The sequence below is a fragment of the Tsuneonella sp. HG222 genome (genome assembly GCF_053819185.1).
This window is the reverse complement of sequence record NZ_JBSOQZ010000001.1, coordinates 1,635,952-1,660,745: the sequence shown is the minus strand read 5'-3', so window position 1 is coordinate 1,660,745 and position 24,794 is coordinate 1,635,952. Positions and strand designations below refer to the sequence as shown.

The window sequence follows — 24,794 nt, the reverse complement described above, 5'->3', positions numbered from 1 at the left end:
GGGGCGCCGATGGAGGCCGTCCTGATCGCCTTGAAGGCCATCGAGGAGCGCGACGAAGCCATCGAGGCCCGCCGTGCGAATGAACGCGACCGCAAGCGCCGCCAGAGGGCGCGGGCCGAGGATGACTGCGGGACAGTCACGGGACAGTCACGGGACGAAGACGGGACAGACGAGCTGGCCCCCTCCCTTTCCCGCCCCTTTCCCCCCCAAACCCCCCCTTACCCCACCCATACCCACCCGGAAATACAACCCCGCGCACGTAAGGGGCACCGCTTGCCGTTGGATTGGCAGCCCAAGCCGCTTCCCGCCGAAGTCGCCGCAATCGTTGCCCGTTGGCCGGAGGGCGCAATCGAGCGGGAGCTGGCCCGGTTTCGGGATTGGGCCAAGGGCGCGACCGGCAAATCCGCCCTGAAAAACGATTGGGACGCCGCATGGCGAAACTGGCTGAGGCGCCGAGACGATGAAGGGACCTACAAGCGAAATGACAACCGCAAATCTTCCAGCACAGCGAGCGCAGCGGCAGGCGCACTTGCCCGCCTCACTGGAGCCTGCCCGCCCGGCTGACGTGGTGACGACGCTGGCGGCAAACCTGGCGTTGGTCCGCCCGGCCGGCATGGGCAGCGAGGCCGCCGAGGAATGGCTGACCGTGGCCGCCGGATCGCTGACGGACATCCCGCTCGACATCCTGCGGGACGCGGCAACCGAGGCACGCAAGGTCTGCACCCATCACGGCCAGATCGTGCCGAAGATCCGGGAGATGGCCGACCAGCGCATCAACTGGCGCCGGGCGACACTGCCGGCCGAGCGCATCCCGAGGGAGCGGCGCATCGAGAACCGCTGGACACCGCAGGAGGGCGAGATTGAGCGCATCAAGCGTGAGGCGGCCGAACGGATTGCCGCAGGACGATGACCTACCGCCCGGCTTCCAGCGCATCAGCGGCAAGCGCAAGCCACCAGTGGGCTGGCGGGGCTACATCGCGCTGCGCTGCGGGTTCGTGGACACGCGGGTCATCTACGAGCGGGACCATCTCAATTTCATCCACGACGGCAGTTGTGGCGACATCATTGCGGTTAAGGGGGTGGTGGGGAATGAATGACGAACAGAAGGCAAATGGGGGCGAGTGCTTGTTAGAAATTGGGGGCCTAATTTCTAACAAGCTGCAACTAGTTTCAGCACAGGGGATCGGGGTTATGGCACGGGGCAAACGCAAGAGCGGTAAGCGGACAGCAAGCGGGCGGCTATCGCGCGCCGGGCAGGGGCCAAGCATCATTCGCGGCAATGAGCGTGCGATGGCGAGGTTCGAGAAATACGGGCAGCACGCCAGCGAAGCGCTGGGCCGGGCATACGCTGCCGGCCTGTTGCGCGATCCTCTGGACGACACGCGGGGGAAGGAGCGCTACGACGTAGCCGTTCGCCTGCAATCAGCTTGGCGTAAGGCATACCGGCAGGGGTTCCGTTCGGCACTCAACGACAACCCGCGCGGCGCCACCGTGATTACCGAGACGGACGCTCAGGTCGCGGCCTACCACAAGATGCGTGGGCAGGTCGCGTTCCTCGATGCCAATGGCTACGGCTCGTGGTTCCACCAGCTCGTTCTTGCAGAGCATCCCGACTGCGGCCCGTGGTGGCTCGACAACCTGCTAGATGGCACTGCTACCGGCGTTGAGCGAATGATCCTGGAGATCAACCTCAAGGCCCTCGATGCGCTGGGAACGTATCGTGATTCGAATGGGAACAAAAGGGGGTTGACTTATGATGGGGGACGTGATAACGCGCACACGTTATATGGTTAGAATTGCGCCCGCAGCCGGAGACGGTGAGCGGGCGTTTCCACATCCGGCGGGTTAACTCCCTTCCCGTCGGACCTCCCCGACCCCCGCTTGCCAAGTCAGGAATCGCCTTCGGGAGCGATCCAAGCGCTGCGTGGTCGGGGAGCGTAATTCACGCTCGAAAGGAGCAATCATGCACTACCGGAATGGCCGCGAGGCTCACAATGGCGACAAGATCGTAAAGCTTGAAGGTGGCCGTATCGTTTCCTTCGGCGCCCTACACAGCGCCACGCCGGGCAACGATTACTGCAACGGTAGCATCGCCGTCATTCAAAGTGCGACCGATTATGCGTGCATGTGCGACTGTCTGCACATTGATGATGTGGCTGAACTGTTCGCGACCAGCGGATTGGATAAGCGGCCCGAGGGAAAGTAGCCTCTCCTCGTACTCGGGGAGCGTAAATTCAGGGCCAGAAGCGGTTTGGCAATTCGTCGTTGTCCATCAGTTCCAGGACAATCGACGCTGGGCCGCTGATAGGCACTTCACCGGCTTCCCAACGCATAACGGTGCGGCGGGAGCTGATGCGCAACAGGGCTGCCAGTTCCTCAACTGACAACCCGTAGCGCTTGCGAGTGGCTTTAAGTTCGCTAGGCGTCACGTTTGAACCCTATGGCCATTGCGGCTTCGACGACCGCATCCTCGCCATACTGATTTGAGTTCTCGGCGGCGTCAATCGCCCTCTTGAGGTGGGCGATAGCTTTGTCGGCCTCGCGCTCGGTAGCTGGTTTATCAAGCATCGGTTTCTCTCCTTAGATTTGATCGGACCAGATGGCGCGGCGGGTGCAGACAACGGCGCCATAGGCGCGGTCCATACGGTCGCAGGCGTTGGTGGCGGCGGTGCCGGTCTTGAACGAAGTGGTCTTGCCGCTGATGCGGTTGGTGACTTCGTAGCGAACGATGGTGGCTTCGGTCATTTTCATTCTCCCTTGTCAGGTTGGCCCGTGGGCCAGTTGATGAACTACATTTAGGGCCAGAATGTCACGTCGTCAATAGGAAAAATGCGCCTTAGGTCGATTTTTTTTGGAGGCATCTGTGAGCCGCAACCCAATGGCCGGAAGCCTTCGTCACTACCGCGCACAGGTAAAGCCAGACCGTCGCGAGTCCCGCCTTATCGAGATCGCAGACAAGGAAGCGGACGAATGGACGAGCCAACGGCAGTTGCCCAACTCGACCACGACGAGGCGATAAGGCTTGCCTGCCTGCAAATGGCCTGCACCTACGCCGACGACGACCAGATGGCGCTTAACATAGCCATGATGTTCCAGGAGTACGTCGAGAACGGATGCAGCGGCATCTGCGGCGGCTGTCTGCAAGCTATGGGCGGAAGCGCTTAGGCAGTTCGCCCGCATCGAGCATTTCAAGGAGCATTGCGACAGGCCCGCTAATCTCGCGGCTGCCATCCTCGTAACGGCGGATCGTGCGGCTGTCTGACAGGCGGAGCAAAGCGGCAAGGCCGGACTGTGTAAGCCCGGCCCTTTCGCGAATGGATTTTAACTCACTGGCGGTCATGGAACCTCAGAAGAAGAACCGGCTGAACGTGCCGTCATTGTTGGCCTTGTAGAGCGTGCCGAGGCCGTTGGAAACATAGTCCTCAACGCGGAGGAAGTGGCCGAGCGCGTTGAAGCGGATGATCTGGCCGGGACGAACCGAGACATTGGCCGGAAGGCGAATCTGGGTGGCGGTGAAGGTCATTTCGTTTTCCCTTTCGTGGTGGGCCACTGGCCCCTTGCTGATGCACCATAGATAGGACCATTGGTCCGCATTGGCAACAACTATTTTCAACGGTTCGTCGCATTTTTTGCGGCTGTCTCGACAAGATGGGGGCTAGGTAAATGACCGACACCGACAAGATCGAAGCCTACGCCGAACTGCGCGCCCGTGCCGATGCAATGGGCTTTGCCTGCATAGGCGAGGCACTGGATGCGCTGGCTGAGATGCAGAGCGATGGGTAGGCCAAGCGCCTTCACCCAGGAGATCGCTGACAGCATTTGCGAGCGCCTGGCGGACGGCGAAAGCCTGAGGGCCATTTGCACGGATCCCGACATGCCGGCGACAAGCACAGTCTGCCGTTGGCTGTCATTGGATAAGACGTTCTCGGAACAGTACGCGCACGCGAGGGAATTGCAGGCCGACGCGCTGTTCGATGACTGCCTGGCGATTGCGGACAAGACCACGCTCAAGGCTGCGGAGGACGTGAACGAGCGCAAGCTCCAGATCGACACGCGCAAGTGGATGGCCGGCAAGCTCAAGGGCAAATACAGCGACAAGGTGAAACACGTTGGCGGCGACGACGACGACAACCCCATTGCCTTCAAGGGCTGGGACATCACCTTCGGATCGTAAGCCGCACAAGATCGCGGAGGTGTTCAAGCCTCTGTGGGCGCAGAAGCGCTACAAGGGCGCGCACGGCGGACGCGGATCGGGCAAGTCCCACGCCTTTGCCGAGATGCTGGTCATCAGGGCGACATCGCAGCCAGGGTTTCGAGCTGCCTGTGTCCGCGAGGTGCAGAAGTCGCTCAAGAACAGCGTCAAGCTGCTCGTGGAAGACAAGATCAAGTCGCTCGGTGTCTCGCACCTGTTCACGGTGCTGGAAGCCGAGATCAAGACGCCCGGCGGCGGCGTTATCATGTTCCAGGGGATGCAGAACCACACGGCCGACAGCATCAAGTCGCTGGAGGGCTTCGACGTTGCATGGGTCGAGGAGGCGCAGAGCCTAAGCCAGCGCTCGCTCGACCTGCTGCGGCCGACAATCCGCAAGGCCGGGTCCGAGCTTTGGTTTAGCTGGAACCCCAACAAGCCGAGCGACCCGGTGGACGCTCTGCTGCGCGGGCCTGAGCCGCCGGTCGACAGCGTGGTCATCGAAGTAAACTACAACGACAACACAAAGCTGCCTGCCGAGCTGCGCGCCGACCTGGAAGACGACAGGCGCCGCGACCCGGACAAGTTCCTGCATGTGTGGGAAGGCCATTACTCGCTCAACAGCGAGGCGCGGGTGTTTCGCAACTGGAAGGTCGAGGAGTTCGAGCCCGCTGCCAACGCGGTTCACAGGTTCGGTGCGGATTGGGGCTTTGCCATCGATCCCACGGTGCTGGTGCGCTGCCATGTGGAAGGGCGGACGCTCTACGTCGACCGGGAAGCTTGGCAGGTCGGTTGCGAGATCGACCACCTGCCTACGCTGTTCGACACCATCGAAGGCTCGCGCAAGTGGCTTATAAGGGCGGACAGCGCCCGGCCTGAGACGGTCAGCTACATGAAGCGGCAGGGCTACAGGATTACCGCCGCGATCAAGGGCCAAGGCAGCATCGAGGACGGCGTAGAGTTCCTGCGCAGCTTCGACATCGTGGTGCATCCGCGCTGCACAAAGGTCATCGAGGAGCTTACGCTCTACGCCTACAAGGTGGACGAACACACTGGCGAGATACTGCCGGTGCTGGACGACAAGAACAACCACACCATCGACGCGCTGCGCTACGCCTTAGAGGAGCTGCGGCGCACTGGTTACAAGCCGAAGGTGCAGGCAGCGACCAAGCCCCGCGACCGCTGGGACCGGAAGCGGGAGACGGAGGGCGGATCATGGAAGACCGCCTGACATGCTAGGATTTTCACCGCTGGCGGCCGATCCGCTGGCATCGGTGTCGGTCAGCTTCATCGTTGCCACGCCGACCGAGTTGGGTGGCACAACGTCGCTTACATTCACGGTCGAGGGCAGCGGCGGCGCATATTACCTGACGGGGGGCGCATCGTCGCTCACGTTTGGCCCGACCACCACACTGTTCGTCAACGCCCACACGGGCGGCACAACGGGACTGACTTTCACGCCCACCGCCGACCTGCGGCTCGCGGGCAACCCAATCAACTTCGACATGACCGTGATGCCCCTCTGTTTCGACGTGGATGGCCCGGTCGAGTTCAACGCCCACGCCTACGAGCTGGTGTTCCTTGGAGTGAAGCAATGAGCGCCACCAATGTTACCGAAGTCGCCGAGCTAAAGGACATATTCCAGGACGTTCAGGACACGGCGCGCACCGCGATAAACGCGGCCACCGAGTTCTTCGTGTCGCTGCATACCGCCGATCCGGGCGAATCCGGCAGTCAGACGACAAGCGAAACGAGCTACACCGGCTATACCCGGCAGACCGTGGCTCGCAGTGACGCCGGGTGGACGATCAGCGGGAGCGAGGTGACGAACGCCGCAACTCTGGAGTTCGGCATCTGCACCGCTCTTGGTTCACCCCAGACGCTAACGCATTTCGGCATTGGCCTGGATGAGACCGGCGCGGGCACCCTGCTTTTCAAAGGCGCCCTTAACGACAGCATTCCCATGCAGGTCAACTTCGCTCCCCTGATCCCGGTGGGCGAACTCAGCGTGACCGCCGACTGATGGCCGCGTATCGCCCAAACGATGCCTCGCTGGTCAAGGGCGAGGTCCGCAAGCTGACGTTCAAGCACGGGGCCGCCGCTGGCCTGAACGTGGTCAACAGCTTTACGGTGTCAGCACAGAACGTCAGCTTCGACACCCCGGTTGTAAGCGGCACGACCGCTACCGTGTTCGGCACGTTCAACACTGCCGGCACGCACATCATCACGGGCACCGCTGTCCTGGCGTCTGGCGAGACGCTGGTTGCCACGGTTCGGGCTCACGTCCGCGATCCGAACTGCGACAGAACGGAGCGCGACTATGACTGAGGCCGTCAATGCGGACGTTGGGCCGCTGGTTCGCATGTTCGAGGAAAGCGAGCAATCGACGCGCGAGGCCCGCATCAAGGCTGAACGCGACCGCGACTATTACGACGGCAAGCAGTGGACGCCGGACGAGGTGCAGGCCCTTGAGCGCCGCAAGCAGCCCGTCGTCACCTACAACCGTATTCAGCGCAAGATCGACTTTCTGAGCGGCCTTGAGCGCCAACAGCGCAAGGATCCCAAGGCCTTTCCCCGCACGCCCAAGGACGAGGACGCGGCCGACGCTGCAACCGATGCGATCCGCTTCGTGTGCGACGATGCCGAGTGGGACGACATTCGCTCGGCTGCATGGGACAACCTGTTGATCGAGGGCACGGGCATCGTGTTCGTCGGTGTGCAGCAGGGGCGCGAGGGTTACGACCCGATGCTTGCCCATATCCCGTGGGATCGGTTCTTTCACGACCCGGCATCGAGCCGCACCGACTTCGATGACGCCCGCTACATGGGCATCGTGACGTGGTACGACGCCGACGTTGCCGAGGAAAAGGGCTGGCCCAAGGAGGTGGTGGAGTCCACCATTGCCCAGGCCAAGGACTTCGAGACATACGACGACAAGCCCAAGGACAACCTGTGGGCGGACTATTCGCGCAAGCGGTTCAGGGCCATCGAGCTTTACCACAAGGAGCGCGGCCAGTGGATGCGCTGCGTGTTCACCTACGGCGGCTATCTGGAGCCCAAGGCGCCATCGCCCTTCGTGGACGAAGACGGCAAGCCGGAAAACCCGCTCAAGGCCCGTTCGCTCTACATCGACCGCGATAACAACCGCTATGGCGCCGTCAGGGTGCTTATCAGCCCGCAGGACGAGGTGAACAAACGCCGGTCGAAGGGCCTGCACCTGATTACCATGCGGCAGGTCCGCGCTTCGCGCACGGTGGCGGAAGACCCTGAGGAAATTCGCCGCGAGATGGCGAAGCCCGACGGCATCGTGCTTGCCGAGGATGGCGAGTTCGAGATCCTGCCGACCAACGACATGGCGGCGGCCAACCTACAACTGTTGCAGGAAGCGAAAAACGAGATCGACCTGCTGGGCGCCAACGCGGCACTCGCAGGCAAGAACGAGAACGACATGAGCGGGCGCGCCATCCTTGCCCAGCAGCAGGGCGGCATGGTCGAGGTGGCCCGAATGTTCGACCGCCTGCGCTCGCTGAGCATCGACGTTTACCGGGGCGTCTGGAACCGTATTCGCCAGGTATGGCCTGAGGAGCGCTGGATCCGCGTGACCGACGACGAGCGCAACATGCGCTTCGTGGGCCTCAATCAGAAGATCACCGTGCGGATGCTGGCCGAGGAAGTGGGGCAGGGCGACCCGCAGGCCATGCAGAAGGCCGCGAAGCTTGTCGGACCGAACGTGTTGCAGGCCTACATGCAGGGCGACCCGCAGGCGCAGATGGCGCTTGGGCTTTTCGTCCAGCAGAACGGGGACCAGGTTGTCGAGGTCCGCAACGCGGTCAACGAACTGGATGTGGACATCGTGATCGACGAGGGCATGGACACGCCGACCGTGCAGGCCGAGCAGTTCGATGCCATCGTGAAGATGCTGCCGGCGCTTGGCCCGATGGCGCAAAGCCCGCAGATGATCGCCACGGTTATCGAGGCCAGCCAGCTCCGCAACAAGGACAAGCTGATCCAGATGATCGAGGAGATGCAGGCCGCACCTCCGCCCGATCCGCGTGGCGAGCAGATGGCCGACCTCCAGCTTGCCGGGGCGCAGGCACAGGTCGAGAACACGCAGGCCGATACGGTCAAGAAGCTGTCGGACGCCCAGCGGCAACCGACGCAGGCCGACCCGATGGAAGCGCAGTTCCGCGCTGCCGAGATCGAGACGGACCGCTTTGCCGCAGTGACCGACCGCATCCAGGCGATGCAGCCCGAGGCGCCCCGTGAGGCAGCTTGAGTGGCCGCGCATCGAGGATGCTGACGTGATCGAGGACGGCAAGGCCGTGGGCCTGCTGGTGCGTGAGTTCGATGGGACAATCAGCGCCGTTCGCATCGGCGTCGAGCAGTTGGCGGACTGATGAAGGGCTACCGCGCCTTTCTCATGGGCACCGCCACCGACCTGCCGTGCAGGGGATTTAGTTTGAAGTTTCAACGTCGTGACGACGTGGAAAGCCGAAGCCGGGCTTACGGGCGTAAACGGGAAGCCGCCGTTAATCGGGCGTTGAGGACTGAACATGGAACGGAGTATTGACGAACTGCTGAGTGGCGAGCCTGAGGCCGAAGTGACCGAGCCGCAGGAGGTTGTGACCGAGGAAGCGCCGGTAACGGAAGCGGAGCTCACGGGCGAAGCTGCCGAAAGGCCGCGCGACGAACACGGGCGCTTTGCACCCAAGCAGACGGGCGAACAGCAGCCGGAGACGGCTGAGGCAGCAGAGGTGACGCCGGCCAATCCGATCCCCGATGACCAGTTCAAGGGCTACCTCACAGAGAAACGCAAACGGCAGGAATTGGAGCAGGAAATTGCCGCCCTCAAGGCGCAGTTTTCCCAAGCCAGCCAGCAACGTTCGGAGCCGGAACCTCCGGTGGACTTCTGGGACAATCCGACCGGGGTAATCTCGGCGGAAGCCAAGCGCGCCGCGCAACTGGCGATCCAGGAGTTCCAGCAGCAGCAGGTGATGGAGCGGATCAACGCTTCGGAGACTGCGGCCAAGGCGAAGTATGCCGACTACGGGGATGCGTTCGGCGCGTTCCAGCAGGCGGCCTCTGCCAACCCGGCGCTGATCCAGCAGATGACGAGCGCAGGCGACCCTGCCGAGTTTGCCTACAAAACGGGCAAGCGGGCGATGGAGCTTGAGCAGGTCGGTTCGCTGGATGCGCTGATCGCTGCCGAACGCGCCAAGTGGGAAGCGGAAGCAAGGGCGGCCATCCCGGCGCCTGCGCAGACCTTCCCCTCGACAGCAGCAACCGACGGCTCGGTCGGTGTCAGGTCCGGTCCCGCGTGGTCCGGTCCCAAGCCCATCAACGAGCTGCTCGGCTAACCAACCAACCGATCCCACGCTGTGAAGCGTCGGCGATCCCTTCGGGGACTTTTTACCAATGACCGATACCACCTCTGCAACTGGACTTGTCGTCCAGCAGTGGGAGGATTCGTACTTCCGCGAATACCTCCAGACCCTCCAGGCCTTCAAGCCCCTCATGGGCACCGACGAAGGCTCCGTCATCCAGGTCAAGGAAGACCTGACCAAGAAGGCCGGTGATTCGATCACCATCGCCCTCGTCAACCGCATCAACGACACCGCCGTCACGGGCTCCTCGACGCTGGAAGGCAACGAGCACGCCATGACCTCGCGCTCCATGCGCATCTACGTCGACAAGCGCCGCAACGCGGTCCGTGTCGCGGAGATGGAAGAGCAGAAGTCGGCCATCTCGCTGCGCAACGCCGCGAAGCCGACCCTGCTGGACTGGTCGGCCGAAGACACCCGCGATCTCATCATCACGGCGCTCGGCTCGATCAACGGCGTGGCGTTCTCGTCCTCGACCGAAGCGCAGCGTGATGCGTGGCTGGTGGACAACGCGGATCGCGTCGTGTTCGGTGCGGCTGCGGCCGGCCTGACCGATGCGTCGGCGGACTTCGCTCTGCTCGACACCACGTCGGACCTGTTCAATGCCACCATGCTCGATGCGATGGTGTTGAAGGCCAAGACCTGCGCGCCGAAGATCCGCCCGATGCGCGATCCCGGCAACGGTCGCCGTTACTACGTCGCGTTCGCCAACCCGCACGCCTTCAAGAACCTGCGTGACAGCCTCGACACCGAAGTTCTCGCTTCGACCGTCGTGGAGCAGCAGGCCTCGAAGCTGTTCGAGGGCGGCGACATCATGTGGAACGGCGTGATCGTCAAGGAGATCGACAACATCCCGATCTACACCAACCTTGGCGCCTCCGCGACGACCGAAGTGACCCCGATCTACCTGTGCGGTGCGCAGGCTCTGGCGGTTGCTTACGCGAAGCGCTGGAAGACCGTCACCGAAGTGTTCGACTACGGCGACAAGCACGGCGTTGCGGTCGAGGGCATCTACGGTGTCCGCAAGATCATCTTCGGCTCGGGCTCGGGCGACACGGATGACCTCAAGGACCACGGCGTTGTGACTGGCTTTGCCGCCACGACCGGCGCGGGCAACACGACTGGCATCGCTGCCAGCTAACACACGGGGGCGGGCTTTCGGGTCCGCCCCTACTTTTCGTGGGGTGACGCATGAACCTTGAACAGTTCCGCAATCACCTTGCGGAAAACCTTGGCATCAAAGGCGACGGCAACGCCCTTTCGGCTGACCGGGCCAACTATCTCGAAACGCTGATCGGCAACTGCCAGGGCGAGCTTGAGCAGCTTGAGGTGGCCCTGTGGCCGTCGAGCGACATTCCCGCTTACGCGGTGGAGAGCTTCGTCGATTACTGCGCTGCCAGCGTGTCGCGCTTCGGGCGTGACCGCAACCCGGCGCTCAAGGCCGCCGCACTGGCGGAACTGCGCTACCTGACTGCCGACAAGCGGCACGGGGTGGGCAAGGCTGAGTATTTCTGATGCTGGCCCGCTATGCGTCGGTCAAGCCCCGCAAGGACTGGCGCGACGTTCCCATCCCGCTGATCGGCCCGACCCAGACTGGCCCCAAGCCGCAGGTTGCTACGCAGCGCAGCATCAACTGGTATCTCGTCAAGCCGGAGCGCGAAGGCGACCCGTGGACGCTCAGGGGCACGCCGGGGCTTGAACTGCTGGGCACGCTGCCCCGCACGCCGATCCGTGGCTACCACGTCCACAACGGGCGCCTGTTCGCTGTGGCCGGTGCGCGGGTCTACGAAGTCTATGCGAACGGCTCCTACCGGGAGTGGGGCGCAATCAGCTCGGTTCGCGGGCGCGTCGTCATGGCGAGCCTGCTCAACGTCATTGTCATCGGGGACGGGGCGGGGTTTTATGCCCTCGACCTCGACGCCTCGACGCTCACCGCCATCACCGATGCGCCGCGCGGGCGCTTCTGCGTGTTCTTCAACCAGCGCATTCTCTACCAGGGCGAGAACGGGCAGGTCTTCTACAGCGAGTTGAACGACGCCACGGACATTCCGGGCGCCAATTTCTTCACCGCCGAGAGCCTGCCGGACGAAATCGTGGCGATCACCACGACCGAGGACCAAATCTGGCTGCACGGCGATGAATCGACCGAGGCCTGGTATGACAGCGGGGACGTGGACAACCCGTTCCAGCGCATCGGCGGCGGCGTGGTGTATTCAGGCTGCGCGCATCCTTACACGGCGCTTCGGCTCGACAACTCGGTTTGGTGGGTCGAGCAGGACAAGGAGGGGCAGGGCATCGTCCGCCGCTCCAACGGCTTCACGCCGATGCGGGTATCCACCAGCGCCGTTGAACGGTTCGTGGCGGGCAGCACGGAAATTACCGCCTACACCTATCAGGAGGAAGGGCACACCTTCTACGTCCTGAACAGCGAGGCGGGGACGTGGGCCTACGACCTCAAAACGCAGGAATGGCATGAACGCGCCTGGCTGAACCGCGAGACGGGCGCACAGGAGCGCCAGCGGCAGGAGTTTCACGCCTTCGTCTACGGCTCGCACGTCGTGGGCGATTACGAGACGGGCAAGGTCTACCGAATGGGCCTCGACCTGTTTTCGGACGCCGGACAGGAGATACGCCGGGTTCGCACCAGCGCGATCTACGCAGCCGCCGGCCGCTGGATCGAGATTGGCGAGCTGTGGCTGGACTTTGCGGGCGGCGTAGGGTTGGACGGCAGCGGGCAGGGCACTAGCCCCGAGGTCATGCTGCGTGCAGCGCCGGAAGGCGTGGCGTTCGGCATCGAGCGCACCGAGAGCCTTGGCGGCATCGGTGAATACGACACGCAGGTCAGGTTCTACGACTTCGGCACCGGCAGGAAGTGGGTGTTCGAGGTGGCCGTTTCGGATCCTGTGTTCACGGCGCTTTCGGGCGCGGTGGCACGGGTGTCGGTGGGTGGTCGCTGATGGCCACAAAGCTTTTCCTGGACGAACGCGAGTTGCGGCAAGTGGGCGTGGGCGAGGCCAACATGCGCACGCTGCGCGCCCTTACGGCGTTCATCAACACGCAAAACGAGCTTGCGGCGGCACAGGCTGAACTTGAGGCAGCGCAGGGCGACATTGCCGACCAGGGCGATGCGATCGACGCAGCCAACACGGACATTGCGGCGGCAAATGCTGCCATCAACGCGCTGGACGCCCGGCTCGATGCCTACGACGCGCTCGATTTTGTCGAGCAGGACCAGGCAGCAAGGCCTAGCCACACCCCGTTCGCGGGCGTGACGGCCAGCAACCCGCCGACGCAGGGCGAAGTGCAGGCGATCAGCGATGGGCTGGTCAGCCAGTCGACCACGATTGCCACGCTGCTGACCCGGCTCGACACGGTGAACCTGCTGACATGATCAAGCGGTGTTTCGACGCCGACAGAATTGACGAGTTACTGAACGACCCGGCCATTCGTCCGACGATTGGCGGGGCGGGGCGGCTTAATTCCGATGCCCTGCTCGATGACCGACGCAATGTTTGCCTCATCAGTGAGGGGGGCGGGGCCATATTCGCATGGCGTGGGCCGGGGGTTTACGAAGGGCACAGCTTTTTCCGGGCGCGCGGGACGGAAGCCATCACGCTCGGCAAGGCAATGCTGGCGCAGATGGCGACGCAGGCAAGCCTGATATGGGGGCTGACCCCCTTGGAATTGCGACACGTCCGCTGGTTCAACCGCAAACTTGGCTTCACGTCGCTCGGGCTGATGCAGGCTCCCGAGGGCGTGGGCGAACTATTCGAGATGAGGTTCTGATATGCCCATAGGCGCAATTATCGGCGGTGTTGCTACCTTGGGCAGTGCCCTGATTGGCTCAAGCGGGGCCGACAAGGCAGCAAACGCTCAGGTAGCATCGAGCCAGGCAGGCATTGCCGAGATCAGCCGCCAGTATGACACCACGCGCGGCGACCTCGCCCCGTGGCGCACGGGGGGCGCGGCGGCTTTCGGCACGCTGACCGCCCGCCTGAGCGACCTTGCATCTGCGCCGGACCCCAGCAAGTTCCGCACCGACCCCGGCTATCAGTTCGCGTTCAACGAGGGTCAGCGGGCCATCGAGAGCGGCGGCGCGGCGCGTGGCACGCTGATGAGCGGGGGGACGCTGAAAGACCTCGCCCGCTTCGGAACCGGCTTGGCCGATCAGACATACGGCAACTGGTATGGCCGCGAGCTGGCCGCCAAGGACAGTGCATACAACAAGCTCGCGGGTGTTGCCGGCATGGGTCAGAACGCGGCTGCACAGACGGGTAACTTCGGGCAGCAGAGCGCCAATTCGATTGCCGACTTGTTGACGCAGCAGGGCAATGCACGAGCCTCTGGGTATGCGGGGCAGTCGCAAGCGTGGGGCGGCGCCTTGAATAATCTCGCCACGCTGAGCGAGAGGTATCTCTAATGGCTCTTGATCCCCGCATTCCCGTGCTGGCGGCACAGGGCGCACAGCTGAATCTGGCGGACATTTACGCGCAGTCCGACGCTCGCAAGGCGAGGGAACAGCAAATGCAAATGCAACGTCAGCAGATGGACATGCAGCGCGAAGAAATGGATTGGCGCCGCCAGCTTGAGGAGGTCAAGCTCGACGAGCGCAAGGCCGAGGCGGTGAAAGCCGGCCTCGAAGACATGGCCGCCGCAGTCCAGTGGGCCGACAGCCCCGAAAAGTGGGCGACCGTGCAGCAGCATTACGGGCAATACGATCCGCAGCTTGCCCAAGTGCCGTTCGAGCAGCGCGAGCAGTCGCTAATCCGCCTCGGCAAGATGAGCGACTATCTCAAGAGCACTGCGCCCAAGATTCAGAGCATCGAGCCGGGCGGGAGCCTCTACAGCATCTCGCCGGACGGCCGGAACATCAACGAGCTGGTGCGGGCCAATCCTGGCAGCGCTGAACCACTTTCGCCTGTTAGCGGCGGCGCACGGGAAGGCGCGACCGCGACCAACCCGCAGACCGGGCAGAAAATTCAGTTCCGCAACGGGCGGTGGGTTCCGATGGGAGGCGGTGGCAGCAATGTCACCGGCGGCTTTCAACCCTAGGGGCCTTCCCGGTGAACGGGTCACAAGCACCTTCCGCAGCCCGGCACGCAACAAGGCGGTGGGCGGCGTCTCGAACAGCTACCACCTGACCGGACGGGCGCGTGACAGCGTTCCCCCGCCCGGCATGAGCATGGCCGAATACTATCGCCGCCTGAAAGCGGCCAATCCGCACCTCGATGTCATCAACGAGGGCGATCACATACACATGGAGCCGCGTTGATGTCTGGACTTCCCCCCGGCTTTGTTCTCGACTCCGAGCCCTCGCAGGGGCCGGTCTATGGTCCGCCGCCCAAGGCGCCCGCTCCCGTCGACCCGCTGGTGCAGCGCCAGCGCGAGTTGAGCATTGCCAAGGCTGAGCGCGACCTGTCGGAGCCCGCTGGAGGCCAGGATGCTCCGTCCGGCTATCGCTGGGGTGCGAACGGCACGCTTGAGGCGATCCCCGGCGGCCCCGCCGACAAGACCAAGGCCCCCACCAAAATCGCTGATCGCGCAAAGCTTGCCACACTCGAAAGCATTGTGGGGCAAATCAACCGCGTCGAAGAGCTTTACCGCGCGGGGATCCGTGACGAATCCCTCTGGAATGCATTCGGGGCGCTGGATGGCTTCGGCCCTAGCGCTGGCGAGTTCAATTCGGCGGGCGAGGGCATGGCCGACCAAGGCCTCGCCGCGTTCAAGGTTCCGGGCATGGGGTCGCAATCGGACAGGGACGCGATGCAGTTTGCTGCCGCCAACACGCCGAATGCGAGCGATTGGGATAAGGCCATCGAGCAGAAGCTGCGCAACCTCAAGGGGCGCGTGGACGCCAACCGTGAAGTGTTTGGCCTTCCTCCGGCTGAATGGTTGCCCTCAGAAGAAGACGACTACGCCCCCAAGGTGCTTTCGTCGGCTCCCCAGCAATACGAAGCCGCGCAGGGCGTCCGATCCACGATGGACCCGGAGATGTCTGCACGGCTCGACAAGCTCATCAAGGCAGGCGCCCCGCTCTCGGCCATCAACTCCATGCTCAGTTCGCGCGGCTTCGATCCGATCCCGCCCGAAGCTTACGACCAGTGGCGCTCGTTCCTTGCCGAGAACCCCGGCTATGAGGGCACCAGCGCCGAGGCCATCCGCAACGAACCGCTGTCATCCTTTGAGCAGACCATCACCGACATCGGCTCTGGCGCTGCCGGGGCCTATGCGCTGGGCGCGGGGCAGTTCCTCTCCGGCAACACGCTCGACAACCTTGCTGGCAACCCCGAGCAGGCGCGTCTTGCGCTGGCACAGGCGCAGCAGGGCAGTCCGAACGCCTACGGGCTTGGGGAACTGTCCGGCGGCATCATGGCGGGCCTGTCCGGCGAGGCAGGGCTTGCCCGCCTCGGCATGGGCAGTGGCCTCATTCGCGGCGCGGCCGGTGACGCAATCGCCGGGGCTGCAAATGGCGCAGGCATGGCGGACGGCGGCAATCGCTTCGCCGGGGCTGGTCAGGGGGCCGTTTCGGCGGGTTTGGGCAGCTTGGCGGGCGGAACTGCCATGAAGGGCGTCGGGCGCGCATTGAGCCCGTCTGGCGGCAATCTGGCGAGCCTTTACGCCGAGGGTGTCCGTCCCACACCGGGGCAGCGCTTCGCAGACAGCGGCGTCATCGGGCGCGCGGTCAACGCGACCGAGGAAGCCCTGCAATCGGTCCCTATTGTCGGCGCGGCCATCACTGGCGCGCGGCAGGAGGCTCGCGATCAATTCCAGATCGGCGCGTTCAACCAGGCGTTGCGCGAAATTGGCGAAGAACTGCCCAAGGGCATGAAGCCCGGCACCGATCCCAACAAGTATGCCCAGCAGGCTTTTGCTCGCGTCTATGACGAAGCGCGGTCGGGCATGAAGGTGCTGGTCGACGAGGAACTGACGAACGACTTACAGGCCCTTGCGCCGGACATTCAGACTCTCGGCCCGGCGGCTCAGAACAAGCTCCGCTCGATCATGGCGAACACGATCAAGGACGACCTGTCCGGCGATATCTATAAGCGCGCCATGTCGGACCTCGGCAAGCACATTGCCCGCAGCCGTAAGGGGCTGACTGGCGAAGACCAGGCGCTTGCCGACGTGCTGGAAGGCGTGCGGGACAGCCTGGACGGCGCGGCCCGTCGCCACAGCGATCCCGAAGCGGTGGCTTTGCTCGACCGGGCCGATGCCGGATATGCCAAGCTGGTCCGCATCGAGGATGCGGCTCGACGCCGGGGCGGGGATGCGGGCACCTTTACCCCTGCCAACCTCGACGCGGCGGTGCAGAACACGTCAGGCGGTGTTCGCTCCAAGGCCTATCTGCGCGGCGAAGCCAACATGCAGGACTATGCCACGCAGGGCCGTCAGCTTGGCGACCGCATGGCAAACAGCGGCACTTTCGACCGGTCACTGGCTGCGACGACTGTTGCGGGCGGCGTTGCCTACGTCGAACCCACGACGCTGGGCGTTCTGGCGTCCATTGGCGCGGCTTACGCCCCCGGCGTGCGCAAGGTCACGAAGGGAGCCTTTGCCCCTAGCGCCGGGAAGCGAAAGGCAATCGCTGCCAAGCTGAAGAAAATAGAGCGCCTGTCCGCCGGAGCCACCGGGGCACTGGCTTTGCAGGGAACATCTCCCGGCCAGTGATGAGGGTGTAGCCCTCGCGAATGGCGCCGGTCAGCAGACCGATAAGCGCCAGTTTCATCCAGTCTTCCACCAGATGAGTTTACCCCAACGAAAGGCGCATGGCAAGTTGCCTTCATCGACTGTTCCGGCTATGTTCTAAAGATGGGCAAGCATGGTCAGTGGGGAAGCCGCCTTTATCGGCTCTGGTGCGGAATGAAGGCTCGCTGCCACACGCCGTCGGCATCCAATTATCAGTACTACGGCGGGCGCGGAATCGCGGTTTGTCAGGAGTGGCTGGAGTTTGAAAGGTTCGCGGCTTGGGCCGCCGAAACTGGTTACGAAGAAAATTTGACCTTGGACAGAGCCGACCCGAGCGGCGATTACAGTCCAGGCAATTGTCGGTGGGCAACCACTACGCAGCAAAGCCGCAACCGCCGCTCAAATCGCTTCGTTACCTTCCAAGGGCGGCGCCTTTGTCTTGCGGATGCCATTCGAGAGTCGGGGCTGCATCCTAAAATGGTCCATTCGAGATTGCACCGAGGATGGACCGTCGAGCGGGCCTTATCAGCTTAAAGAAGATCAACTGGTTTGAACGGCCCGCCAGCGCGCGGGCCTTTTTTATGGGGGCACGCAATGGCAACCACATTTGTCGACGTTCTGCTGCAAGTGCGCGACGAGCTTGGCGCGGATGCACTGGCAGGCGGCAAGATCCACACTTACGAGGCCGGGACGACCACCCCGCTCGCTACCTATCAGAACCTTGCGGGCAGTGTCGCCAACACCAACCCCGTTGTCCTCGACAGCGCGGGCATGGCGGTGATCCGGCAGACCGATGGCGTGGCCTACAAGTGGGTTGTCACCGACGCCGACGACAACGAGCTGTGGAGCCGCGACAACATCACGGTCGGCTCGGCTAACTCTGCGGCGGGGCAGGCGATACTTGTCCCGGTTACGTTCGTGGGGCAACCCGCAGCCCAGCAATTCATGGGCGGCGCGCTTTTTGATGACGACGCGATGTTCCCGATTGATTTCGAGGGGTCAATTGGCTCCATCGAGGTCTCGCCCGCCTCTGACTTTGAAATCTCGATCCGCAAGAACGGGACGGAGATCGGGACGGCCACCATCAATACCGGCGGGGCTTACACCTTCGCGACCACGGGCGGCTCGACCGTTTCAGTGACGACCGGCGACAAGCTGACATTCATTGCGCCCGACAGCATTCCTGGCGGCAGCGATTTCACCCTTCTCCTAGCGGGGTCTGTGGCATGACCATTCTTCTATTCGGCGGGGAGATGGGCGTCGTCTATCCCTCGGGGTCCGGTATTGCCGAGAGCGATCTTCTCACGACACGATATAGGTCAGCTTTCGCGCGCTGTGCGATCCGTGGGTCAAGCCTCCTCTACTACGTGCAGGCGGACTTCGCTTCGCAGTCTGGCGATTGCTTTATCCACTTTGACAGCTCCCACACGTCTCCAGGAATAAGCGACGGCGATGACATAGCGGTTGAGGTGCTGGACGATACAGGCACGGCCGTCATCCGCATCTTCTGCGTCGGCGCCAGCACGACATTCACTTGGCAGCTTCAATACCTAAACTCCTCCGCTGTCTGGACGAATATCGGCTCCACGATCAGCCAGCAGGAAAACACGAACGGCGATTTCGACATTTACGCCAATGTCACCACGGGGGCGATTTCGCTCTTTGCATCCGGGACCGAGCGCGTTTCGGCAACTGGCCTCAGCCTCGGCCACATCGACTCCTTGGATGGCGTTCGGTTTTATTCCAGCGGCCTTCACCGCGAATGGGGCCAGTTCGTTGTCGCTGACGAATCCACCATCGGAATGCGGGTTGCCACCCGATACGCCAATGGCGCGGGCGCCACATCGGACTGGACTGGCGGTTACACTGCAATCGACGAGATCGCCTATGAGGATGGGGATACCGTCAGCAGCGACACCGCCGGGCAGATCGAACTGTTCACGCAGACCGGGACGGACCTGACGGGTTACACGATCCGCGCCGTCAGCATCGCCTCGCGCGCTAAGCGGGGCTCCACCGGCCCGCAGAATATGCGCCACGTTCTACGCATCAACGGAAGCAACTTCGACAACGGATCCGACATCGCCCTTTCGCTTGGTTACGGGGCGCATTGCTCTGTGTGGGAGCAGAACCCGGACTCAACTGGCGATTGGGCGACGGCTGACCTGACGGGCCTGCAATTCGGCGTGAAGGCAATCGCATGAGCCAGGTCGAAGTCAGCAAGACGGTTGCCAACGCACTGCTGGCGGCTCCCGAGGGGTCTGTCAGCGTGTCCAAGACGGTCATGTATCTCCTGCTCGTTCCGGGCGAGGATGAAGGCCCGACGACGCGCCAAGGCCATGTTTATATCCGCAGGTTCAGGAGGGGCTGATGGCGCTCGTTTTCAACGACAGGGTCTTGGAAACCTCCACTACGACCGGGACAGGCCCTTTTGCCCTGGCTGCGGCGATCACAGGATACCAGCGCTTTTCGGCCGCCTGCTCGACCAACGACACCTGTTATTATTTCATCCAAGCGGTGGATAGTAACGGCAACCCGTCGGGCGACTGGGAGACGGGCTTAGGAACCTACTCAAGCGCAAACACTCTGACCCGCACGACCGTTCACCAGTCCACCAACGGGGATGCGGCGGTGGACTTCGGTGTGGGCACGAAATATGTCGCGCTAACACCAACTGCGGCATATTTCGCGAGCCTCCCGACGACGCTGAACGGCCTGACGGATGTTGACGCCACCGGCGCTTCTGACGGCGATGTTCTGACCTACGACAGCGGCGAGTGGGTTCCTGCTGCACCGGGCGGTGGCGGCGGCTACACGGACGCGGACGCTGTAGATGCCACTCTGACCAAGGTGCAGAAGTTCTGGGGCTGCGCCGGCAATACCACGCCGTCTCTTATCGGGATGACGCGAGCCGCTATTTCGGGACCGTCCTATCCCGGCTTCGCATCGACGAATCTACGCACTCGCTCCAACAGGCTCAAGTTTCAAACCGCGACCGCAGCCGGTAATCAGGCGGGCGAGTCTGAAAATGGGAACCCTTCGACTTGGACGGTCGACGGGTTCACCTGTTACTTCCGGTGGTCGCTTGAAACTGCCAACGCGGGCTTTCGCTACTTCGCGGGCCTTGCGTCTACCACCAGCCCCGGCAATGTGAATCCATCGAGCCTGACCAACATTCTCGGATTCGGTGCGGACGCTGCCGATACCAATTGGCAATTCATGCACAACGATGGCTCGGGGACCGCCACGAAGATCGACACCGGCATCGCGAAGAACGTGGCGGGCATCTTTCTGGAGGGGACGATCACGGTAGCCGCTGGCGGGGGCAGTGTGTCCTATACTCTCCAGCGCCTCGACGCGGCGGGGTCGGATAGCGACAGCGCCAGCACCAATCTGCCATCAACCTCGCAGGTTCTGGGGCACCTCGTCTGGACGAATAACGGTGCGGTCGCCACCAACGCTGACATCGAGCTTCACAAGTATTGGCTGGTCGCGGCGTAGAGAGGTGCGGGCGGCCGAGGGAAATACCATGACAAGCCGCCCGCCATCACGATTGACCGGCCAAATGAATGGCGCTCGGGAACGGCCCGCCGCGATGTTTAGGATGGGGTGAGCACTGTTAACGTCGATGGCATGGCCTTTGTGTCGAGGTTGTAGCCATACATGCCTAGCAGGAAGCCGGTAAACAAAATGCCAGCGAAGAATCCGAATGCGAAGATTAGGCCAGTCTTTGCGGCTTTGGCGTAGAAGGAGCCGATCTTCCTGATGGTCGCGTTCATCGGGCGGCTATAATAGAAAACCCCGCCACGCGCTAGGCATGGCGAGGTCTCCAAGGTCAAAAGTTAGCAGTTAGCTGCAGCGGTCGAAGTCGTGGCTGCCGAGCAGGTCTCGATCTCGCCAGCGGTCGCACGGAGCGAGGCATCGATCTTCTCACCCAGGAACAGCGCGCCGCCAGCAATGCCGGCGCCGACGATGGCGAGGATCAGAGCGTATTCGGCAGCAGCCGCACCGGACTCGTCACGGACGAACGAACGAAGAAAATTGGTCATGTTGAACTCCCTTTGATGTCGTGCAGGGAAACCCCCCTGACGCCAAAAAGCATCAACAGAACACCCGAGTCGGTCAACAACCTGTAAACACGGTTTGCACTCTCTCCGGTTTTCAATGGCTTAGATCGTCAAATTCCTGCCAACAGTAGTTAACGGGGACCACACATGGCCGCTTTGATCCTGGCGTTCTGTGCGGGCGCGCTGACTGTCATCCTTGGCCTTGTCGGCCTGCTCTGCCTCGTCGTCCGAAAGGGACGCCAAGAATTGGAAGGCCTGCAAATACTATGACGCCACTCAATCACATCCCAGACGGAGGCAAGCACGCCTTGGACGCATTGGCCGCCCTGACTGTAGTGGGGGCCTTTGCCCAAATCCTGCCGCCCATCGCCGCTGGACTGTCGATCATCTGGCTGGCGTTGCAAATCTTTGGATGGTGCGAGGCGCGCTGGTTCAAGCCGAAAGACTGACCCTGCCCGAAAGGGCGTCACGGGAGAGGGGCTATTCCAAACCCTGGATACACGGACGAGGATCTGCGCGAGGTTATCGCGTGGGTTGAGGAATTTGGCAGCGTAAGCGAGGCGGCGAGGCAAAAGGGCATTCCACGCCCGACGCTGCAACACCGCTATGCAACCGCCAAGAAGCGATTTGGGGACATGGTGGACCGCGTGCCGGACGGCCAGCGCCTAAAGGGTGTTTCCACGCTTTACGACGCTGACGGCCAGGTGCGGGCGCAGTGGGTAAAAACGGATGTCGCGCGCGAGCAAATCCTGGAGGCAGCGCGCCAAGCGATCTCTGACCTTGCGGAACAGGCACGGGGGCTGTCGCCAATTTCGCCACCTCCAAGTCATTGTAACGCCGATCTATTGACTGTGGTTCCCATGGGCGACCCGCACTTCGGCCTGTTGAGCTGGGCGCGCGAGACCGGGGAGGACTTCGACCTCGACATTGCCGAGCGGCTGACGTTCGGCGCAGTCGACCGGCTTGCCTCGCTGACCCCGGCAACCGAGACGGCGCTGGTCCTGAACCTTGGCGATTACTTCCACGCCGACAACGGCAGCAACCGGACGCCGCGCGGGGGCAATGAGTTGGACGTGGACGGGCGCTTTGCCAAGATCGCATCGGTGGGCTTTCGGGCCATGATCCGCTGCGTGGACCGCCTGCTGGAAAAGCACGGCAAGGTCATCGTCCGCAACAACCGGGGCAACCACGATCCGCACCAGGCGGCCATGCTGACAATCGCGCTGGAAGCCTACTACCACGGCAACGACCGGGTGCAGATCGAGGCTACGCCTAGCGGGTTCTACTTCTTCCGCTTCGGCAAGGTGCTGATCGGCTCGACCCACGGGGACGGGGCGAAGCTGACGGACCTCCCGCTAATCATGGCGACCGACGCGCCGGCAGACTGGGCGGCGGCCGAACACCGCGTCTGGCATTGCGGGCACTTCCACCACGATCAGGTCAAGGATTTGGTCGGCTGCACGGTCGAGACCCACCGGACGCTCGCCGCTGGCGATGCGTGGCACAGGTATCAGGGATACCGCGCCGGGCGGGACATGAAGGCAATCGTCTATCACCGCCAGTTTGGCGAGGTGAACCGCATTCGCTGCGGAATGGAAATGTTGGAGGCAGCATGACCGAACCACACTTTTTCCTGCTTGGCCCTTACGCGGTCGATCCGCCGTATGGCGCCCCGCCGGGCTACCTCGAAAACCTCGCGGATTTGCACGAATCCTTGATGCCGCTGGGCTTCGACCTGAGCGACCCGCAGGCTGACGAATAGTGCGCGCCCGCCTCTGCGCCCTGACGCACTGGATCGGCATCACGTTCTGCCTGTGGTCGATGCGGTTGCAGGGCAGCGGACCCGGACCCTGGCCGCGCGAGGAAGTGCCGGCCATCGACATGACCAACGTGTTCGTGGTGTCGTTCCGTGAGTGACCCGATCCAGATCCAGAAAGCTCTGATCGAGATGGAGCAGCGGGCAGGCGGGGGCGAGCGGGTGACGCTGCGCGAGGCCCGGCAAACCATTGCCCGGCTCTACCTCAGCACGCTCCACATGGAGAGCATCGTCAAGCAGGCGCTCCATGACTGACGTTGCCCGCCATGCCGCATCGCTGCGCAAGCTGGCGGACATGATCGAACGCGACGGGGACAAGGGGGAGGCCCTCGCCTTCCTCCTACTTCTCGCCAAGGCGCTGGTGCGCGAGGAAAGGCAGAGGAAATAGCTGCGGGCCGGGTTCGACACCGGCTGCGCCTGTCAAAGCCCAACCAAAGGGCAGGCGCACCCTCTGGCACTTTTTACGGGCGTCTACGTGTGTCCATCCACACCGCCGCAGCACGAACGGCACTAGCACATTTCACCACGGAGGGTCAAGCCCATGAAGGCCGGTTACGCGCTTGCCGCGCTGCTTTGTTGCGCGCCATCGGCACCCGTCGAGACCGGACCTGGCACGCCGCACTTTGCAGGGATGCCGCCGGAGCGGTTCATGCGCGAGGACGTGGCTGTCGTCCTGTTCGTCAAGGACGTGGGCAAGTTCTGCGGCACAGCGCCTGAGGGCCTCACGCTGATCGCCTGTGTGCGCGAGGTGAGTGACCGCAAGATCATCTTCATGCCGCACCCGGCGCTCTACGGCGAAAACGACTTCTACGCCCGCATCATGGCCCACGAGCTGGCCCATGTCGCCGGGTGGACGGCCAATCACGAACTTTAGGGGGACCGATGAAAGACTGGCTTAAGTGCAATTCCGTCCAAGTGATGGCCGTGTGGTCCGTGCTGGGCGGCATCATCGTGGCGATGTGGCCCGTGGCGCATTGGGCGCTGGACGAAGTACTGCCCGACGATCCGCTGTGGCGCATTCCGTTCGCGGTGGTGGTCAGCGCGGTTACGTTCGGCAGCTACTTCTACGCCAGGCTGAGGCCCCAGCCCAAGCTCGGGGGCAAGCCCGATGGCAAGTAACCCGCCGCCGTCCGGCAAGGCCGCGCTGGTAGCGCTGGTCGGAACCGCAGCCGCAGGCATGATTGCCGTTGTCGCGCAGTTCGAAGGCAAGTCGAACGATCCCTATCTCGACATCGTGAATGTCGCCACGGTCTGCTATGGGGAAACCCGCGTCCCGATGCGCCGCTATAGCGATGCAGAGTGCGAGGATATGCTGGCGCGAGGGCTGGTCGACTTCGCCGGGCCTGTGCTCAAACGCAATCCCGAGCTTCGGGGCCACGATGCGCAACTGATCGCCGCGACGAGCCTCGCCTATAACATCGGCCCCGCTGCCTACAATCGATCGACTGTTGCCAAGCGCTTCTCCCAGGGGCGCTGGCGCGAGGCGTGCGATGCCTTCATGCTCTGGACGAAAGCGGGAGGGCGCACCGTGGCGGGCCTTGTGAAGCGCCGCCAGAAGGAGCGGGCGATATGTCTGCGCGGGTTGTAAGCTTCGCTGCGTTCAAGCAGCGCCGGGACGCCATGCTGAGGCCCCACTGCGGCCCCTGCTATGACGC

The 24,794-nt window shown here is 63.1% G+C and carries 43 protein-coding genes; 36 read left to right on the top strand and 7 right to left on the bottom strand.

The window, feature by feature from the left end; all coding sequences use genetic code 11:
* Positions 1–9 precede the first annotated feature (9 nt).
* From ACWPMZ_RS08415 to ACWPMZ_RS08395, 5 genes are all read left to right on the top strand, one after another.
* The gene (locus ACWPMZ_RS08415) at positions 10–564 is read left to right on the top strand and encodes a hypothetical protein (protein ID WP_455703557.1); all 555 of its coding nucleotides are present in this window, start codon (positions 10–12) and stop codon (positions 562–564) included.
* A gap of 4 nt (positions 565–568) precedes the next feature.
* Positions 569–910: a hypothetical protein gene (locus ACWPMZ_RS08410; protein WP_455703556.1), complete on the top strand. Its 342-nt coding sequence runs from the start codon at positions 569–571 to the stop codon at positions 908–910.
* Positions 894–1,097: a hypothetical protein gene (locus ACWPMZ_RS08405; RefSeq protein WP_455703555.1), complete on the top strand. Its 204-nt coding sequence runs from the start codon at positions 894–896 to the stop codon at positions 1,095–1,097. Before ACWPMZ_RS08410 ends, ACWPMZ_RS08405 begins: the two co-directional genes overlap by 17 nt.
* Positions 1,090–1,794 carry a hypothetical protein gene (locus ACWPMZ_RS08400; protein ID WP_455703554.1) on the top strand — a complete coding sequence of 235 codons (705 nt, stop codon included), beginning with the start codon at positions 1,090–1,092 and terminating at the stop codon, positions 1,792–1,794. The genes ACWPMZ_RS08405 and ACWPMZ_RS08400 overlap by 8 nt, the downstream gene beginning before the upstream one ends.
* 169 nt (positions 1,795–1,963) lie before the next feature.
* Complete coding sequence (locus tag ACWPMZ_RS08395; protein WP_455703553.1) at positions 1,964–2,206, top strand: hypothetical protein; 243 nt, start codon at positions 1,964–1,966, stop codon at positions 2,204–2,206.
* Positions 2,207–2,234: 28 nt separating this feature from the next.
* Here the strand turns inward: ACWPMZ_RS08395 and ACWPMZ_RS08390 are convergent, their stop codons facing one another.
* From ACWPMZ_RS08390 to ACWPMZ_RS08380, 3 genes are read right to left on the bottom strand one after another with little or no spacing between them, the layout of a single operon-like run.
* The gene (locus tag ACWPMZ_RS08390; protein ID WP_455703552.1) at positions 2,235–2,429 is read right to left on the bottom strand and encodes a helix-turn-helix domain-containing protein; all 195 of its coding nucleotides are present in this window, start codon (positions 2,427–2,429) and stop codon (positions 2,235–2,237) included.
* A complete protein-coding gene (locus ACWPMZ_RS08385) occupies positions 2,419–2,568 on the bottom strand; it encodes a hypothetical protein (protein WP_455703551.1) in 150 nt (49 codons plus the stop codon). Before ACWPMZ_RS08385 ends, ACWPMZ_RS08390 begins: the two co-directional genes overlap by 11 nt.
* A 12-nt stretch (positions 2,569–2,580) precedes the next feature.
* Positions 2,581–2,745: a hypothetical protein gene (locus ACWPMZ_RS08380; RefSeq protein ID WP_455703550.1), complete on the bottom strand. Its 165-nt coding sequence runs from the start codon at positions 2,743–2,745 to the stop codon at positions 2,581–2,583.
* Between the two features lie 225 nt (positions 2,746–2,970).
* Here ACWPMZ_RS08380 and ACWPMZ_RS08375 point away from each other — a divergent pair, with 225 nt between their 5' ends.
* Positions 2,971–3,165 carry a hypothetical protein gene (locus ACWPMZ_RS08375; protein WP_455703549.1) on the top strand — a complete coding sequence of 65 codons (195 nt, stop codon included), beginning with the start codon at positions 2,971–2,973 and terminating at the stop codon, positions 3,163–3,165.
* Here the strand turns inward: ACWPMZ_RS08375 and ACWPMZ_RS08370 are convergent.
* Positions 3,146–3,340, bottom strand: coding sequence for a helix-turn-helix domain-containing protein (locus tag ACWPMZ_RS08370; protein ID WP_455703548.1), 195 nt, complete (start codon positions 3,338–3,340; stop codon positions 3,146–3,148). The two genes, ACWPMZ_RS08375 and ACWPMZ_RS08370, sit on opposite strands and share 20 nt — an antisense overlap.
* A gap of 6 nt (positions 3,341–3,346) precedes the next feature.
* The gene (locus ACWPMZ_RS08365) at positions 3,347–3,523 is read right to left on the bottom strand and encodes a hypothetical protein (RefSeq protein ID WP_455703547.1); all 177 of its coding nucleotides are present in this window, start codon (positions 3,521–3,523) and stop codon (positions 3,347–3,349) included.
* Positions 3,524–3,775: 252 nt separating this feature from the next.
* Here ACWPMZ_RS08365 and ACWPMZ_RS08360 point away from each other — a divergent pair, with 252 nt between their 5' ends.
* The 21 genes from ACWPMZ_RS08360 to ACWPMZ_RS08260 all read left to right on the top strand — a co-directional run bounded on the left by ACWPMZ_RS08360 (position 3,776) and on the right by ACWPMZ_RS08260 (position 20,757).
* The gene (locus tag ACWPMZ_RS08360) at positions 3,776–4,174 is read left to right on the top strand and encodes a terminase small subunit-like protein (protein WP_455703546.1); all 399 of its coding nucleotides are present in this window, start codon (positions 3,776–3,778) and stop codon (positions 4,172–4,174) included.
* Between the two features lie 19 nt (positions 4,175–4,193).
* Positions 4,194–5,420: a PBSX family phage terminase large subunit gene (locus ACWPMZ_RS08355; RefSeq protein WP_455703545.1), complete on the top strand. Its 1,227-nt coding sequence runs from the start codon at positions 4,194–4,196 to the stop codon at positions 5,418–5,420.
* Between the two features lies 1 nt (position 5,421).
* A complete protein-coding gene (locus ACWPMZ_RS08350; protein ID WP_455703544.1) occupies positions 5,422–5,787 on the top strand; it encodes a hypothetical protein in 366 nt (121 codons plus the stop codon).
* Positions 5,784–6,212: a phage tail fiber protein gene (locus ACWPMZ_RS08345; RefSeq protein WP_455703543.1), complete on the top strand. Its 429-nt coding sequence runs from the start codon at positions 5,784–5,786 to the stop codon at positions 6,210–6,212. The genes ACWPMZ_RS08350 and ACWPMZ_RS08345 overlap by 4 nt, the downstream gene beginning before the upstream one ends.
* Positions 6,212–6,517 (top strand): hypothetical protein, encoded by a 306-nt coding sequence (locus tag ACWPMZ_RS08340; protein WP_455703542.1) that lies wholly within the window; start codon positions 6,212–6,214, stop codon positions 6,515–6,517. The genes ACWPMZ_RS08345 and ACWPMZ_RS08340 overlap by 1 nt, the downstream gene beginning before the upstream one ends.
* The gene (locus ACWPMZ_RS08335; protein ID WP_455703541.1) at positions 6,510–8,465 is read left to right on the top strand and encodes a portal protein; all 1,956 of its coding nucleotides are present in this window, start codon (positions 6,510–6,512) and stop codon (positions 8,463–8,465) included. The genes ACWPMZ_RS08340 and ACWPMZ_RS08335 overlap by 8 nt, the downstream gene beginning before the upstream one ends.
* Positions 8,452–8,586 carry a hypothetical protein gene (locus tag ACWPMZ_RS08330; RefSeq protein ID WP_455703540.1) on the top strand — a complete coding sequence of 45 codons (135 nt, stop codon included), beginning with the start codon at positions 8,452–8,454 and terminating at the stop codon, positions 8,584–8,586. Before ACWPMZ_RS08335 ends, ACWPMZ_RS08330 begins: the two co-directional genes overlap by 14 nt.
* 156 nt (positions 8,587–8,742) lie before the next feature.
* A complete protein-coding gene (locus tag ACWPMZ_RS08325; protein WP_455703539.1) occupies positions 8,743–9,546 on the top strand; it encodes a hypothetical protein in 804 nt (267 codons plus the stop codon).
* Positions 9,547–9,604: 58 nt separating this feature from the next.
* The gene (locus ACWPMZ_RS08320; RefSeq protein ID WP_455703538.1) at positions 9,605–10,711 is read left to right on the top strand and encodes a phage capsid family protein; all 1,107 of its coding nucleotides are present in this window, start codon (positions 9,605–9,607) and stop codon (positions 10,709–10,711) included.
* Between the two features lie 50 nt (positions 10,712–10,761).
* Entirely contained in the window at positions 10,762–11,085 is a 324-nt protein-coding gene (locus ACWPMZ_RS08315) for a hypothetical protein (RefSeq protein WP_455703537.1), read from the top strand.
* Entirely contained in the window at positions 11,085–12,527 is a 1,443-nt protein-coding gene (locus ACWPMZ_RS08310; protein WP_455703536.1) for a hypothetical protein, read from the top strand. Before ACWPMZ_RS08315 ends, ACWPMZ_RS08310 begins: the two co-directional genes overlap by 1 nt.
* Positions 12,527–12,961, top strand: coding sequence for a hypothetical protein (locus ACWPMZ_RS08305; protein ID WP_455703535.1), 435 nt, complete (start codon positions 12,527–12,529; stop codon positions 12,959–12,961). Before ACWPMZ_RS08310 ends, ACWPMZ_RS08305 begins: the two co-directional genes overlap by 1 nt.
* Complete coding sequence (locus ACWPMZ_RS08300; RefSeq protein WP_455703534.1) at positions 12,958–13,356, top strand: hypothetical protein; 399 nt, start codon at positions 12,958–12,960, stop codon at positions 13,354–13,356. The genes ACWPMZ_RS08305 and ACWPMZ_RS08300 overlap by 4 nt, the downstream gene beginning before the upstream one ends.
* A gap of 1 nt (position 13,357) precedes the next feature.
* Entirely contained in the window at positions 13,358–13,990 is a 633-nt protein-coding gene (locus ACWPMZ_RS08295) for a hypothetical protein (protein ID WP_455703533.1), read from the top strand.
* Positions 13,990–14,622: a hypothetical protein gene (locus ACWPMZ_RS08290; RefSeq protein ID WP_455703532.1), complete on the top strand. Its 633-nt coding sequence runs from the start codon at positions 13,990–13,992 to the stop codon at positions 14,620–14,622. The genes ACWPMZ_RS08295 and ACWPMZ_RS08290 overlap by 1 nt, the downstream gene beginning before the upstream one ends.
* Positions 14,597–14,842 carry a D-Ala-D-Ala carboxypeptidase family metallohydrolase gene (locus ACWPMZ_RS08285; RefSeq protein ID WP_455703531.1) on the top strand — a complete coding sequence of 82 codons (246 nt, stop codon included), beginning with the start codon at positions 14,597–14,599 and terminating at the stop codon, positions 14,840–14,842. Before ACWPMZ_RS08290 ends, ACWPMZ_RS08285 begins: the two co-directional genes overlap by 26 nt.
* Positions 14,842–17,238 (top strand): hypothetical protein, encoded by a 2,397-nt coding sequence (locus ACWPMZ_RS08280; RefSeq protein WP_455703530.1) that lies wholly within the window; start codon positions 14,842–14,844, stop codon positions 17,236–17,238. The genes ACWPMZ_RS08285 and ACWPMZ_RS08280 overlap by 1 nt, the downstream gene beginning before the upstream one ends.
* 612 nt (positions 17,239–17,850) lie before the next feature.
* Positions 17,851–18,486, top strand: coding sequence for a hypothetical protein (locus ACWPMZ_RS08275; RefSeq protein WP_455703529.1), 636 nt, complete (start codon positions 17,851–17,853; stop codon positions 18,484–18,486).
* Positions 18,483–19,460, top strand: coding sequence for a hypothetical protein (locus ACWPMZ_RS08270; protein ID WP_455703528.1), 978 nt, complete (start codon positions 18,483–18,485; stop codon positions 19,458–19,460). The genes ACWPMZ_RS08275 and ACWPMZ_RS08270 overlap by 4 nt, the downstream gene beginning before the upstream one ends.
* Complete coding sequence (locus ACWPMZ_RS08265; RefSeq protein ID WP_455703527.1) at positions 19,457–19,627, top strand: hypothetical protein; 171 nt, start codon at positions 19,457–19,459, stop codon at positions 19,625–19,627. The genes ACWPMZ_RS08270 and ACWPMZ_RS08265 overlap by 4 nt, the downstream gene beginning before the upstream one ends.
* Positions 19,627–20,757 (top strand): hypothetical protein, encoded by a 1,131-nt coding sequence (locus tag ACWPMZ_RS08260; protein ID WP_455703526.1) that lies wholly within the window; start codon positions 19,627–19,629, stop codon positions 20,755–20,757. Before ACWPMZ_RS08265 ends, ACWPMZ_RS08260 begins: the two co-directional genes overlap by 1 nt.
* 98 nt (positions 20,758–20,855) lie before the next feature.
* Here the strand turns inward: ACWPMZ_RS08260 and ACWPMZ_RS08255 are convergent, their stop codons facing one another.
* Together ACWPMZ_RS08255 and ACWPMZ_RS08250 are read right to left on the bottom strand one after the other, a co-directional pair.
* A complete protein-coding gene (locus ACWPMZ_RS08255) occupies positions 20,856–21,035 on the bottom strand; it encodes a hypothetical protein (protein ID WP_455703525.1) in 180 nt (59 codons plus the stop codon).
* A gap of 63 nt (positions 21,036–21,098) precedes the next feature.
* Positions 21,099–21,305 (bottom strand): Flp family type IVb pilin, encoded by a 207-nt coding sequence (locus ACWPMZ_RS08250; protein ID WP_455703524.1) that lies wholly within the window; start codon positions 21,303–21,305, stop codon positions 21,099–21,101.
* Between the two features lie 284 nt (positions 21,306–21,589).
* Between ACWPMZ_RS08250 and ACWPMZ_RS08245 the strand changes: the two genes are divergently transcribed.
* The 9 genes from ACWPMZ_RS08245 (at position 21,590) to ACWPMZ_RS08205 (ending at position 24,727) form a co-directional block, all read left to right on the top strand.
* Positions 21,590–21,772, top strand: coding sequence for a hypothetical protein (locus tag ACWPMZ_RS08245; RefSeq protein ID WP_455703523.1), 183 nt, complete (start codon positions 21,590–21,592; stop codon positions 21,770–21,772).
* Between the two features lie 396 nt (positions 21,773–22,168).
* Positions 22,169–22,939, top strand: a complete 771-nt coding sequence (locus ACWPMZ_RS08240; RefSeq protein WP_455703522.1) for a hypothetical protein — start codon at positions 22,169–22,171, stop codon at positions 22,937–22,939.
* Positions 22,936–23,085 carry a hypothetical protein gene (locus tag ACWPMZ_RS08235; RefSeq protein WP_455703521.1) on the top strand — a complete coding sequence of 50 codons (150 nt, stop codon included), beginning with the start codon at positions 22,936–22,938 and terminating at the stop codon, positions 23,083–23,085. Before ACWPMZ_RS08240 ends, ACWPMZ_RS08235 begins: the two co-directional genes overlap by 4 nt.
* On the top strand, positions 23,085–23,240 hold the full coding sequence (locus tag ACWPMZ_RS08230) for a hypothetical protein (RefSeq protein WP_455703520.1): 156 nt from the start codon (positions 23,085–23,087) through the stop codon (positions 23,238–23,240). The genes ACWPMZ_RS08235 and ACWPMZ_RS08230 overlap by 1 nt, the downstream gene beginning before the upstream one ends.
* Positions 23,233–23,394, top strand: coding sequence for a hypothetical protein (locus tag ACWPMZ_RS08225; RefSeq protein ID WP_455703519.1), 162 nt, complete (start codon positions 23,233–23,235; stop codon positions 23,392–23,394). Before ACWPMZ_RS08230 ends, ACWPMZ_RS08225 begins: the two co-directional genes overlap by 8 nt.
* Entirely contained in the window at positions 23,387–23,527 is a 141-nt protein-coding gene (locus tag ACWPMZ_RS08220; protein WP_455703518.1) for a hypothetical protein, read from the top strand. Before ACWPMZ_RS08225 ends, ACWPMZ_RS08220 begins: the two co-directional genes overlap by 8 nt.
* A 153-nt stretch (positions 23,528–23,680) precedes the next feature.
* A complete protein-coding gene (locus ACWPMZ_RS08215) occupies positions 23,681–24,013 on the top strand; it encodes a hypothetical protein (RefSeq protein ID WP_455703517.1) in 333 nt (110 codons plus the stop codon).
* 8 nt (positions 24,014–24,021) lie between these two features.
* Positions 24,022–24,258, top strand: a complete 237-nt coding sequence (locus ACWPMZ_RS08210) for a hypothetical protein (protein ID WP_455703516.1) — start codon at positions 24,022–24,024, stop codon at positions 24,256–24,258.
* Entirely contained in the window at positions 24,248–24,727 is a 480-nt protein-coding gene (locus ACWPMZ_RS08205; protein ID WP_455703515.1) for a lysozyme, read from the top strand. The genes ACWPMZ_RS08210 and ACWPMZ_RS08205 overlap by 11 nt, the downstream gene beginning before the upstream one ends.
* Positions 24,728–24,794 lie beyond the last annotated feature (67 nt).